Here is a 12,097-nt window from a genome sequence, read left to right as displayed (position 1 = left end):
GGTAACCCGGAAAGGGGACGCCGGGGGTGTCCGCGCCGTCGGGCCGGACCGGGCACACCGAAACATCCTCGCGAACCCGGGGCCGCGTGGTTGAGTACCTGGGGAGCGGGAAGACCGCTCGCCGCGACGGTGCGATCACGCCGGGTGGCGACCGGTCATCGCCTCCGCGCGTCCGGCGATCCCGGCGCGGCACGTGACCCCACTTCCGACCCGGTGCGTGGTGCCACCACGCGCACGACCGGCTCGATCCGGGCGGGGGACCTTCCTGAGGGAGGCGCGGATGTTCGGACAGACCACCACGACCACACCACCTCCGACCGAACGGGGTCTGGAGGATCTGGACGCCGCCGCGCTGGCGTACGCCGCGCGGATCGCCGGCCTGCCACCGGAGCGTCGGGGCGAGGCCCGCGAGGACCTGGTCCGGTTCGCCCTGCCGTTCGCCGGCCGGCTGGCCCGCCGCTACCGGGGGCGGGGCGAGCCGTTGGAGGACCTGGAGCAGGTGGCCCGGCTCGGCCTGGTCAACGCCGTCGACCGGTACGACCCCGAGCGGGGTTCGTTCACGGCGTACGCGGCGATCACCATCGTCGGTGAGATCAAGCGGCACTTCCGGGACCGCACCTGGGGGGTGCACGTGCCCCGGCGGTTGCGCGACCTGATCCTGGAGGTCGGGCAGGCCACCTCGGCGCTGACCAGCGAACTGTCCCGCGCGCCGAGCGTGGCCGAGCTGGCGGCCCGGCTGGAGACGCCGGAGGAGGAAATCCTCGCCGCCCTGGAGTCGGCGGCCGGCTACAGCCCCGCCTCGCTCAACGCGCCGGTCGGCGGGGAGAGTTCCGCCGAGTTCGGTGACCTCGTCGGCGAGTCGGACAACGCGTTGGAGTCGGTGGACGACCGGGTGACGGTCAGCGGGCTGCTGCACCGGCTGCCCTGGCGGGAACGGCGCATCCTGGCGATGCGCTTCTACGGCAACCAGACCCAGGCCGAGATCGCCGCCCGGTTCGGCATCTCCCAGATGCACGTGTCCCGGCTGCTGTCGCGGGCGTTGACCTGGCTGCGTCAGGCGATGCTCGCCGACACCCCGCCGCCCTGGCAGAACGGCACCGCCGAGACGGAGACCGGCCGGAACCGGATCGCGGTCAGACGCACCACGGAGCGGACGGTGGTCGAGGTCGGGGGAGAGATCGACCGCGACGGCGCGGACCAGTTGCGCCGGACGATGCTGGAGGCGGTCGCCGGGCAGCCCCGCGAGCTGGTGGTGGACCTGGACGGAGCGGGCGGGGTCGACGCCGGTGGCATCGCCGCGCTGGTGGCCGGCCGGGACGCCGCCATCCGGACCGGGGTGCCGCTGCGGCTGACCCGGGCCCAGCCGGCGGTACGGCGGTCGCTGGCCGCCGCCGGCCTGCCCGCCACCGTGGACGCCTGACCCCGGCTCCGGCCGGCGCAGGACGAACGTCGGGCCGGCACCCCCGAACGGGGTGCCGGCCCGACGGCCGTTGCGGGTCAGCGCCGTCCGGGGTCGTCGTCGTCCGTGCCGTGCGGGTGCCGCCACCGTTCGGGGGTGTCGGGGTTCGCACCGCCGGGGCCGTCGTCGTCCGGGGCGTCGGAGTGCGCGAAGCCGGGACGGCGGACGTCCTCCGGTTCGGGCACCTCCACCGGGCGGGCGCCGGACTGCGGGGCGGGTTGGTACTCCACCGCCTCCCGGGCCCCGTGCGCGCCCTCGGCCGCCGGTGACTCGGGGACGTGCCGCTCGTGGTGCAGCTCGTCGTGCAGGTGCTGCGGTGGCCGGGTGGTGCGTTGCGGCAGGTCCCGGCCGAGGTCGGCGACGAGGGGGCCGTACTTGGCGTCGAAGGCGGGCCGCTCGGAGCGGATCCGGGGCATCCGGTCGAAGTTGCGCAACGGGGGCGGGCAGGTGGTGGCCCATTCCAGGGAGTTGCCGAAACCCCACGGGTCGTCCACCGTCACCAGCGCGCCGTAGCGCCAGGACTTCCACACGTTGTAGAGGAAGAACAGGGTGGACGCGCCGAGCACGAACGACCCGACCGTGGAGATCATGTTGAGCGTGGTGAAGCCGTCGTCGGGCAGGTAGTCGGCGTACCGGCGGGGCATCCCCTCGTCGCCCAGCCAGTGCTGCACCAGGAAGGTGGCGTGGAAGCCGATGAACATGGTCCAGAAGTGCAGCTTGCCGAGCCGTTCGTCGAGCAGCCGGCCGGTCATCTTGGGAAACCAGAAGTAGACCCCGCCGAACGCGGCGAACACGATGGTGCCGAACAGCACGTAGTGGAAGTGCGCCACCACGAAGTACGAGTCGGTGACGTGGAAGTCCACCGGCGGGCTGGCCAGCAGCACCCCGGTCAGGCCGCCGAGCAGGAAGGTGACCAGGAATCCGACGGCGAACAGCATCGGCGTCTCGAAGGTGAGCTGCCCCTTCCACATGGTGCCGATCCAGTTGAAGAACTTCACCCCGGTGGGCACCGCGATCAGGTAGCTGAGGAAGCTGAAGAACGGCAGCAGCACCTGGCCGGTGGCGAACATGTGGTGCGCCCAGACGGTCATCGACAGCACGGTGATCGCGACGGTGGCCAGCACCAGGCCGGTGTAGCCGAAGATCGGTTTGCGGCTGAAGACCGGGATGATCTCGGTGATGATGCCGAAGAACGGCAACGCCACGATGTAGACCTCGGGGTGGCCGAAGAACCAGAACAGGTGCTGCCACAGCATCGGCCCGCCGGTCGCCGGGTCGTAGACGTGGGCGTCGAGCAGCCGGTCCGCGCCCAGCGCCAGCAGCGCGGCGGCCAGCAGCGGGAAGACCAGGATCACCAGGACGGCGGTGAGCAGCATGTTCCACGTGAAGATCGGCATCCGGAACATGGTCATGCCGGGCGCGCGCAGGGTCAGCGTGGTGGTGATCAGGTTGACCGCGCCCAGGATGGTGCCCAGGCCGGAGACGACCAGGCCGACCACCCACAGGTTCCCCCCGATGCCGGGGGAGTGCGTCGCGTCGCTGAGCGGGTTGTACGCCGTCCAGCCGAAGTCGGCCGCACCACCGGGGGTGAGGTAGCCGCCGACGACCATCGTGCCGCCGAACAGGTACAGCCAGTACGCGAACGCGTTGAGCCGGGGGAACGCCACGTCCGGTGCGCCGATCTGCAACGGGACGATGTAGTTGCCGAAGGCGAACACCAGTGGGGTGGCGAAGAGCAGCAGCATGATCGTGCCGTGCATGGTGAACGCCTGGTTGTACTGCTCGGGGGAGAGGAACTGCATCCCGGGCCGGGCCAGCTCGGCCCGGATGAGCAGGGCGAGCACGCCGCCGATCAGGAAGAACACGAACGACGTGGCCAGGTAGAGCAGGCCGATCTGCTTGGCGTCGGTGGTGCCGAGCAGCCGCAGCAGCTTGTTCCCGGGCAGTGCCGGGCGGACCGGTCCGGGGAAGCCACCGAACCGGGCCGGGGCGAGGATCGCCGGGCCGCGGTCTCGGGCGGGTTCCGTGGTTACCCGTCTGGGCATGGCTCTCTCACCCCGTCGTGACGACAGAAAGGACGGGCGCGACTACCCGTCCCTCCGCCCATGTAACCAGGCGAGAGAGGGAATTTCGGTCAATTCGCGGGCAGGAGTGCCCAAACCACTTTGCCGTCGGCCAGCGGGGAACTGCCCCAGCGCTGCGCCATGTCCCGGATCAGCAGCAAACCCCGGCCGCCCTCGGCGGTCACGTCCGGGCTGGCCGCGCGCGCCACCGCCCGGCTGCCGTCGGCGACCGCCACCCGCAGGTACGGCTGGTGCAGGGTCAACGTGATCCGCATCGGGGTGTGGGCGTGCCGCACCACGTTGCCGACCAGCTCACTGAGCACCAGCGACGCCGGTTCCACCAGGTGCGGGACGTTCCACCGGGCGCAGGCGTCACCGACCAGCTCACGGGCCCGCCGGCAGGCCCCCGCCACCGGATCCAACCGGACCCGCAACCGGGGTGCGGCCCTCGCCCCGGCCAGCCGGGCCGCCTCGGCGCAGTCCTGCCGTACCGGCACCACCCGGCAGGTGGTGGAGGTGGACAGCCAGGCGGCGGCGTCCGGCGGGGGGGAGCAGAGCACCACCGGCACGGCCGGCCAGTCCGCGGCCTGCCGGGCGGTGGCGGCGAAGACCGACAGCGCCAACCGGTCGGCGACGGTCACCCCGCCCAGGTCGACCACCAACGCGTCCGGCAGCGTGGCCAGGCAGCGGTCCAGCACGGTGTGTACGGCGCGCATGGTGCCCAGGTCGAGTGCGCCCGCGAGGCGTACGACGGTCACGGGTGACTCGTCGTGGACCTCGCAGGTGATCCGGCTGGCCATCGGCCCCTCGATTCCGCTCGCGGTGCTGGGCAGAACTGCCAGGTACCCGCGGTCCCGGGGAACGAAACCGGGCCCGGACCGAGGACGGGCCGGACCCGGTCGGGTCGGTGGTTCAGGCGGCCTGGAGCTGCGGCTTGCGGGCCCCGGCGCGGACCGTCTCGTAGAGCGTGACGTACCGCTGCGCCATCACCGCCGGGGTGAACCGCTCGGCGGCCTCCCGCCGGCACTCGTCCGGATCGAGCCGGCGTGCCGCCAGCAGCAGCTCACCCAGCTCCTCCTCGTCGTCGGTGAGCAGGCCGGTCCGCCCGTGCGCGATCAGCTCGGGCAGGCAACCCCGACCGGTCGCCACCACCGGCGTGCCCAACGCCAGCGACTCCACCACGGCGGTCCCGCCGGGTTCCTCCCAGCGCAGCGGGAACAGTGACGCCCGCGCCCCGGCCAGCAGGTCGTCGCGCTCCCGGCCGGCCACCGTGCCCACCCAGCGGACCAGGTCACCGTCGACGTGCGGGGCGACCTGGTCGTAGAAGAACCGCACGTCCGGGTTCTGCCGGGCCTCCTCGCCCGCCGCGGCCAGGTCCGCCGGCCGGTGGTACGGCCCGACCGGGCCGGCGAGCACCAGCGGCACCCCGGTGCGCCGGGCCAGCCGGGCGCCGACGTCCTGGCCCTTGCCCGGGTTGATCCGGCCGAGAATGATCGTGTAGTCACCCTTGGCCGGCCGGGGCGCCCGGTCGGCGTGCACGGCCAGCGGGGTGGACAGGTGCACGTGCCCGACCGAGTGCGCCCGCAGCGCCCGGGGTGCGCGGGCCAGTTGGGCGGCGGAGACCCCGTTGACCCGGACCCGCGCCCCGGCGTCGAGGTTGCCGTACAGCTCGGGGTGCTTGGCGAGGTCCCAGTGCAGGGTGTGCAGCACCGGTGGGGCGGCCGGCCCCATCGCCGCGAGGGTGGCCAGCCCGACGGCTTCCACGTGGTCGTGCACCAGGTCGATGTCGTCGCGGCCGTGTACCTGCCGGACCACCCCGGCCAGGTGCGCCTGGGACACCCCGCACACCTGGTTGTAGGGCCGTTGCAACGCCGCGAACTGCCCGTCGTCGTAGACCGAGAACCTCTCGTCCACCGGCAGGGTGCTCGACCCCACCGAGGCCAGCACCACCTTCACCCCGAGCCGACGCAGCTCCGGCACCAGGGTGGCGATGACGTTCTCGATGCCGCCGTAGCCGGGTGGGGGCACGGACAGCCAGGGGCCGGCGTTCATCAGCACGGTGAGACTCATGATCGGGGAATCCTCTCGGGACGGTGGGAGTCCCGGGCGGGTGTCGACCCCGCGCGTCGGGTGGCACTGCCGGTGTCGCGTCGGAGGGTCCGCCGCGTCGTCACGCGGCCACCCGCCGGCGCGGCAGCCGGGGCCGCAGCTCGGCCAGGGGTGGACGTTCCTGCACCGAGACGTCGTTGACGACGATCTCCCGGTCGAGATTCGGCAGCGCCTCCGAGCCGCCCCGACGGAACTGGGTCAGCAGCGCTCCCGGGCTGGTGCCCGGGGCGGCCCAACCGCGCCGCTGCAACCGCGTCCAGGCGGTGTGCATGATCTGCGCGGACATCCGGCCCAGGGCCGCGGTGTCCTGGTGCCGGTGCTTGCGCTCGCCCAGGTCGACCTGGGCCAACGCGTCCAGGCCGACCAGTTCCAGCAGATCGATCAGCATGGCCGTCTCGACCCCGTAACCGGTGACGAACGGCACCCGCTCCAGCACCTCGCGCCGGCCGGCGTACTCGCCCGCCAGGGGCTGCACGAAGCCGGCGAGCTCCGGCCAGAACAGGTTCAGCAGCGGCCGGGCCATCAGCTCCGTCACCCGTCCGCCGCCGTCGGTCTCGACGCTGGTCGTGCCGACCAGGGGCCGGTGGTAGAAGCCCTTCACGAACTCCACCGACGGATCGACCAGCAGCGGACCGATCAGGCCGGTCACGAAGTGCGGCCGGAACTCCCGCAGATCGGCGTCGATGAACGCGACGACGTCGCCCTCGGCGGCGGCCAAGCCGGCCCAGAGCGCGTCACCCTTGCCGGTCAGCCGGGGCAGCCCCCGGGTCATCTCGTCCTGACCGACCACCTCAGCGCCGGCGGCCCGGGCCACCTGTGCGGTCCGGTCGGTCGACCGGGAGTCGACCACGATCAGCTCGTCGACCAGGGGAACCCGGTCCATCAGGTGTTCCCGGATCGTCGCGACGATCGCCCCGACGGTGGCTTCCTCGTTGCGGGCGGGCAGCACGACGCTGACCCGGTTCTCTCCCTTCGCCCGCATCAGCCGTCGCGTGGGCCAGTCCTGCGCCGACGTCGTTCGATAGGTGGCCCACGCCTCCACGACAGGAGAGACGATCGGTGTTGTATCCCGCACTGGCAAACCCCCAGATCCATGGCGGAAAACCCGGATGTGGTTTTCCCACCCCCGCACAACCGCTAACCGGATAATCCCTAACAGCTTGATCACGTCGGTTCCACCGGCCGGTTCCCGGCAGGTGAACGCTGTGTTGCGCGACGACCCCGGGGTTTCGCCCCGGCCCATCGGGGGGAGTGCTGACGGCGTTGGTCATGACCGCGTCGAGAGGGCCGAAGAATGCGTACGTGCCGGGTGGGGCTGGTCGGGGCCGGCGGGGTGGCGCAACGCCACGCCCGCGTGCTGGGGAGTTTCGCCGACGTGGAGTTGCTCGGCGTCACCGACGTGGCCCGGGACGCGGCGACGGAACTGGCCGCCGCGCACTCCGCGCACGTCTTCGCCGACGTCGACGAACTGCTGGCCGCCGGCCCGGACGCCGTCTACGTCTGCGTGCCTCCGTTCGCCCACGGGCCGGTGGAGGAAGCCGTGATCGCAGCCGGGGTGCCGATGTTCGTGGAGAAACCGGTCGCCGCCGACCTGGACACCGCCGAGCGGATCGCCGCCCTGGTCCAGGAGAAGCAGCTGCTCACCGCCGTCGGACACCACTGGCGTCACCTGCACGTGGTGCAGCGGGCCCGGCAACTGCTCGCCGACCGTCCGGTACGGATGGTCAACGGAGCCTGGCTGGACAAGGTGCCCCCGGTGTCCTGGTGGGCGGTGCGGGACCGCTCCGGTGGCCCGGTCGTCGAGCAGGCCGCCCACGTGCTGGACCTGATCCGCGTGCTGGCCGGTGAGGCCGTCGAGGTGACCGCGTACGGCGACGGCAACCCGCCGCCGGTCGACGACGCCGACATCGACGCGGTGACCGCTGCCACGCTGCGCTTCGCCTCCGGGGCGGTGGGCACCCTCGCCACCGCCTGCGTGCTCGGCTGGAAACACCGCGCCGGCCTGGAGATCCTCGCCGACGGGCTGGCCCTGTCCCTGGCCGAGGACGGCCTGACGATCCGCGACGCCGACGGGGAACGCCACCTGGCGGCCGACCCGGACGACGCCCGGGTCGCCGTCGACCGGGCCTTCGTCGACGCGGTCACCGGCGTCGGCGACGACATCCGGGTGCCGTACGCGGAGGCGTTGCGCACCCAGCGACTGGCGGTCGCGGTCGCGCAGAGCGCCCGCACCGGTCGCCCCGTCACCCTGCCCACCGGCCCGGCCGCCCTGACGTCGGTGGCCGGCGGCGTGCCGGCGAGGCCCGCGGGGGCGACCGTCGATGCGTGACACGGTGGTGGTGGTCAGCGGACCGGGACGGGTCGAGCTGGCCGAGCAGGAGGCCGGTGAGCTGCGCGACGGCACCATCCGGGTGCGGACCCGCTACAGCGGCATCTCCGCCGGCACCGAGCTGAGCTTCGTCAAGGGCACCAACCCCTACCTCAACGTCACCTTCGACACCGGCCTCGGCCTGTTCCGGCCCGGAACGGCCAGCACCCCGTACCCGGTCACCCGGCTCGGCTACATGCAGGTCGCCGAGGTGGTGCAGAGCCGTACCCCGGCGATCGCCGTCGGCACCGTCGGTGCGATGACCTACGGCCACCGCACCGGGTACGTCGCCGACCCGCTGGCCGAACGGTTCGTGCCGCTGCCCGACGACCTCGATCCGCTGCTCGGCGTCTACGTGGCCCACATGGGCCCGATCTGCGCCAACGGGCTGCTGCACGCCGCCGCCGACCTGTATGGCACCGATGTCCGCTCGCTCGGCGACGGGGTGCGCGGCCGACGGGTCGCGGTGGTCGGCGGTGGGGTGGTCGCCCTGCTCACCGCCCTGTTCGCCAGGCAGCACGGTGCCGCCTCGGTGGTGGTGGTCGACCCGACGCCGCAGCGCCGCCAGGTCGCCGAGGCGCTCGGCCTGCAGACCCTGGACCCGGACGCCGACGACCCCGCCGTGGTGCTCAAGACCCGGTGGCATCACAGCGCCGGGGACCGGGGCGCCGACGTGGTGTTCCAGTGCCGGGGTCAGGACTGGGCGCTGCACCTGGCGCTGCGCCTGCTGCGCCCCCAGGGCACCGTGATCGACCTGGCGTTCTACCAGGGCGGCGCGGACGCCGTCCGGCTCGGTGAGGAGTTCCACCACAACGGGCTGTCGCTGCGCTGCGCACAGATCGGCCGGGTGCCCCGGGGTCTCGCCCCCACCTGGGACCGGGAACGCCTCTCCGCCGAGACGATCGACCTGCTGCGCCGGTACGGCGACCTGATCCGCACCCACCTGATCTCGGCCGTGGTCCCGTTCGGGCAGGGACCCGCCCTCCTCACCGAGCTGGCCGAACGCCGTCGCCAGGAACTCCAGGTGGTGCTCACCGGCTGACCGGCACCGCACCGGGGGCCGGTCGCGTGCGATGGGCCGGCCACCGCACGCGACCGGTACCGCAGGTCACCGCGCGGCGGCGGTCACCTGCGGCACGGCCCGGGCGAAGTAGTGCGCCCCGGTCTCGTGGTTGTCCAGGTGCTGGTAGAACCCGCGTGTGCTGCGGAACTCGTACGTCGTCACCGCGGCGCGCGGGGCGGTCAGGTCCCCGTCGGCCAGGGCGGCGAGCACCTCCGCGACCGGCATGGGGAAGGTGACCGGGTCACTGGCGTACTCCTCGCCGTCGACCCGCCAGCCGGCCGGCCGGGTGGCGCCCGGTGGCTGGTAGACCGGGCGGCTCCAGCGCTCGAAGCGGTACAGCTCCCGGCCGAACTCGGCCCAGTCGGCCGGGAAGCGGCTGACCACGGCGTCGTTCCACCACCGTTCGATCTGCTCGTCGAGCGCCGGCTCGCTGTAGAGCATCCGGTGCCCCGCCGCCACGGCCGGCGACTCGGCGATGATCGGGAAGCTCTCCCGGAACGCCACCACCGCCGGGTGGGCCGACGCCTCGATGAAGTCCCGCAGACTGTTGATCACCTGGCTCTGGGTGAGCCCGGCGAGTAGGCGGGCCGGTCGCCACAGCCGCCGGAAGTACTGGTTCTCGCCGAGGATGCGGGCCAGGTACATGAAGCGTTGCATGGCGAAGTTCTCGGCCAGGGTCGAGGTGCGGTTGGCCAGCACGTACTCGAAGTCGTCGTGCTGGCCCCGGACAGTCACGAACCCGTGGAGCTGGCGCTGCTCGCTGTAGCCCGTGTTCGGCAGCAGCAGCAACGGGTAGACCGCGATCCGGGGGACCTTCTCGGCGAGGCGGTCGTAGCCGTCGAAGAACGAGGCGGTGGTCTCACCGGGCGCTCCCCAGATCAACTCGACGAACGCCTCCATCTTCTCCTGGGCCAGCCAGTCGGCGAGCGCCTCCCACTGGTTGAGCTTCATGTTGCGCCGCTGCATGTCGCCCAGCGCCTCGTCGGACAGCGTCTGGAGGGCGAGCGTGAACGAACTCTTGAACCCCCGGTCCCGCAGGGTCCGCACGATGCGGTGGAACCGCTCGGACTTGTTCTTGGCCCAGTTGGCCTCCAGCGCCGTCGGGAAGCCGTACCGGGCGTTGGTGCTCAGCAGGTCCTCGGTGAACTCCTCGTCGGCCTCCAACATGCCGAAGTTGGCGTCGCAGAGGAAGACCGTGGGCACCTGGTGGAAGCCGAACAGGTCGAGTTCCTCGGCGAGGCGTTCCCGGGAGAACGAGCGCACCCGCTGCCCGGTCGCCCCGCCCCAGTAGCAGAACGAGCACTTGTACGGGCAGCCCCGGTTGGTCTCCAGCAACGCGAACTCGTACGGGAACGCTCCGTTGCGGTCGACCAGGGGGATGGCTCCGGTGAGGAACGGCGAGGGGATCACGTCGAGGTTCTCGATCCGTGGCCGGTCCTCGGTGGTGTGGCAGGCCCCGTCCGGGTCCCGGTAGGAGACCCCGGCCACGGTGTCGAGCGCCGGGTCACCGGGGCGGGCGAGGATCGCGGCGGTCAGGTCACGGAAGGTGAGTTCCCCTTCCCCGTTGACCACCACGTCGACCGCGGGGTGTTCGCGGAACACCCGGGGCCCCTGGTGGCTGACGTGGTTGCCGCCGAAGACCACGGTGCCGCCCGGCTTCAGCTGCTTGTAGAGGTCGGCCAGGCAGGCGAAGTTCCGGTAGTTCCAACCAAGCACCGAGAACGCGAGAATGTCCGGCGGCTCACTGGCGAATATCCTTCGGGCCATTTCGGTGATCGACCAGCCGCCGCGCAGGTTGTGGATCTGCACGTCGGTCTCGGAACCGAGGTCGGGATCGGCGTCGAGGATCGCCTTGAGATATCCCGCCGCCAGTGGCATGGAATCGATGGGCAGGTCCCATGCGCTTTGTTGCACCAATCCGATCTTGAACATGGTGCGGTGTCTCCGTTCGCGAATAGGAGGGACTAACCGCGTACCGCTTCGATGGCGAACAGTGCTGCGAACAGGAGCAGCAGCGAACCGGAGAGCCAATCGATCCATTGCCGACGCTGCGGGGTCAACCAGCGCCGCAGGGAGGATGCCGCGGAGGTGAGGACGATGAACCACACCCAGGAGGCGCTGACCGTGCCGGCGGCGAACACCGGTCGGTCGTCCGGGGTCTGGGTGGCGATGGCGACGCCGAGTACACCCACCACGTCGAGCACCGAGTGGGGGTTGAGCACCGAGACCGAGGCACACCGGGCCACCACCCGGGTCCAGGGCAGACCACCCGTGGCCAGGGCGTCCGGCCCGCGGGTGCTGGTGCGGAAGCACTGCACCCCGAGGTAGCTCAGGAAGCCGACCCCGACGACGAGCAGCACCGTCTTGAGGCCGGGGACGCTCTGCAGCACCGCCGAGGCGCCGGCGCCGCCCAGGACGATGAGGACGGTGTCGCAGACGCCCGCGGCACCGACCGCCACCCAGGCCCGTGGCATGCCCACGCTGAAGCCCTGGTTGATGAGGAAGATGTTCTGTGGACCGATCGGCGTAATCATGGCCAGCCCGAGCAACAGGCCGGCGAAGAAGATGTCCATACTCCTACCCGTAGCCCCCCGGCGGAATAGTGAGAGTAATGATCGTAGCGGTTCGGGTGCGGCGAATCGCCAACCGTCTTCGGCGTGCCGCACCGGGGTTGCTCGACCGCCCGTCGCGGGCATTTGACAGCGGATCCAGCGGAAGTCGGGATGGCATTCTCCTCCCCCTGGGATGCCTGCCCGGGAGCAACAGCAGTCAATGTACCGGGTGTCCGCCAGCACCCGCGCCCCCGACGCCGGATAATTGCGGCACCCGTGGTGGCGGCCGGCGTCCGGATCGCGTCGCCCCGGCGGTTGTGCGGTGGCGGTGGGGCGAACTGACCTGCGACTACGGAGGGCTATGGGAGCTTCGCCCCCCGTCGCCGTGGGCCCGCCGTCCGCCGCCGAATCCGCCGCTCACACGTCCCATAAAGTGGGAATTGTGGATCGGGGGTGCTCCGGCCACCGAGCCCCCGCCCGGCG

At 71.9% G+C, this 12,097-nt stretch carries 9 protein-coding genes; 3 read left to right on the top strand and 6 right to left on the bottom strand.

The window, feature by feature from the left end; translation table 11 throughout:
* Window positions 1-280: 280 nt before the first annotated feature.
* Entirely contained in the window at window positions 281-1,420 is a 1,140-nt protein-coding gene (locus AB0C22_RS06385) for a SigB/SigF/SigG family RNA polymerase sigma factor (RefSeq protein WP_357533815.1), read from the top strand.
* Window positions 1,421-1,497: 77 nt separating this feature from the next.
* Here the strand turns inward: AB0C22_RS06385 and ctaD are convergent, their stop codons facing one another.
* The 4 genes from ctaD to AB0C22_RS06365 all read right to left on the bottom strand — a co-directional run bounded on the left by ctaD (window position 1,498) and on the right by AB0C22_RS06365 (window position 6,673).
* Complete coding sequence (gene ctaD, locus AB0C22_RS06380) at window positions 1,498-3,504, bottom strand: cytochrome c oxidase subunit I (protein WP_219461095.1); 2,007 nt, start codon at window positions 3,502-3,504, stop codon at window positions 1,498-1,500.
* Window positions 3,505-3,593: 89 nt separating this feature from the next.
* A complete protein-coding gene (locus AB0C22_RS06375; protein WP_357533813.1) occupies window positions 3,594-4,322 on the bottom strand; it encodes an ATP-binding protein in 729 nt (242 codons plus the stop codon).
* 112 nt (window positions 4,323-4,434) lie between these two features.
* Window positions 4,435-5,592 (bottom strand): glycosyltransferase, encoded by a 1,158-nt coding sequence (locus AB0C22_RS06370; RefSeq protein ID WP_219461098.1) that lies wholly within the window; start codon window positions 5,590-5,592, stop codon window positions 4,435-4,437.
* 100 nt (window positions 5,593-5,692) lie between these two features.
* Window positions 5,693-6,673, bottom strand: coding sequence for a glucosyl-3-phosphoglycerate synthase (locus AB0C22_RS06365; RefSeq protein ID WP_308290700.1), 981 nt, complete (start codon window positions 6,671-6,673; stop codon window positions 5,693-5,695).
* A 252-nt stretch (window positions 6,674-6,925) separates the two neighbouring features.
* Between AB0C22_RS06365 and AB0C22_RS06360 the strand changes: the two genes are divergently transcribed.
* Together AB0C22_RS06360 and AB0C22_RS06355 are read left to right on the top strand one after the other, a co-directional pair.
* Window positions 6,926-7,960, top strand: coding sequence for a Gfo/Idh/MocA family oxidoreductase (locus AB0C22_RS06360; RefSeq protein WP_219461104.1), 1,035 nt, complete (start codon window positions 6,926-6,928; stop codon window positions 7,958-7,960).
* Window positions 7,953-9,041 carry a zinc-binding dehydrogenase gene (locus AB0C22_RS06355; RefSeq protein ID WP_357533810.1) on the top strand — a complete coding sequence of 363 codons (1,089 nt, stop codon included), beginning with the start codon at window positions 7,953-7,955 and terminating at the stop codon, window positions 9,039-9,041. Before AB0C22_RS06360 ends, AB0C22_RS06355 begins: the two co-directional genes overlap by 8 nt.
* A 66-nt stretch (window positions 9,042-9,107) precedes the next feature.
* Here the strand turns inward: AB0C22_RS06355 and AB0C22_RS06350 are convergent, their stop codons facing one another.
* Together AB0C22_RS06350 and AB0C22_RS06345 are read right to left on the bottom strand one after the other, a co-directional pair.
* Window positions 9,108-10,994, bottom strand: coding sequence for a KedN5 family methylcobalamin-dependent radical SAM C-methyltransferase (locus tag AB0C22_RS06350; RefSeq protein WP_219461112.1), 1,887 nt, complete (start codon window positions 10,992-10,994; stop codon window positions 9,108-9,110).
* A gap of 32 nt (window positions 10,995-11,026) precedes the next feature.
* A complete protein-coding gene (locus AB0C22_RS06345) occupies window positions 11,027-11,635 on the bottom strand; it encodes a LysE family transporter (protein WP_208566302.1) in 609 nt (202 codons plus the stop codon).
* Window positions 11,636-12,097 lie beyond the last annotated feature (462 nt).

The sequence above is a fragment of the Micromonospora sp. NPDC048894 genome (assembly GCF_040649765.1).
Taxonomy (GTDB): Bacteria; Actinomycetota; Actinomycetes; order Mycobacteriales; family Micromonosporaceae; genus Micromonospora; species Micromonospora antibiotica.
This window is presented reverse-complemented; position numbering and strand designations above follow the sequence as displayed.

Bases quoted from the DNA above. Each gene is read 5' to 3' on its own strand.
- AB0C22_RS06370 (WP_219461098.1), bottom strand. From the start codon at position 5,592: ATGAGTCTCACCGTGCTGATGAACGCCGGCCCCTGGCTGTCCGTGCCC.
- AB0C22_RS06355 (WP_357533810.1), top strand. From the start codon at position 7,953: ATGCGTGACACGGTGGTGGTGGTCAGCGGACCGGGACGGGTCGAGCTG.
- AB0C22_RS06360 (WP_219461104.1), top strand. From the start codon at position 6,926: ATGCGTACGTGCCGGGTGGGGCTGGTCGGGGCCGGCGGGGTGGCGCAA.
- AB0C22_RS06345 (WP_208566302.1), bottom strand. From the start codon at position 11,635: ATGGACATCTTCTTCGCCGGCCTGTTGCTCGGGCTGGCCATGATTACG.
- ctaD (WP_219461095.1), bottom strand. From the start codon at position 3,504: ATGCCCAGACGGGTAACCACGGAACCCGCCCGAGACCGCGGCCCGGCG.
- AB0C22_RS06350 (WP_219461112.1), bottom strand. From the start codon at position 10,994: ATGTTCAAGATCGGATTGGTGCAACAAAGCGCATGGGACCTGCCCATC.
- AB0C22_RS06385 (WP_357533815.1), top strand. From the start codon at position 281: ATGTTCGGACAGACCACCACGACCACACCACCTCCGACCGAACGGGGT.
- AB0C22_RS06375 (WP_357533813.1), bottom strand. From the start codon at position 4,322: ATGGCCAGCCGGATCACCTGCGAGGTCCACGACGAGTCACCCGTGACC.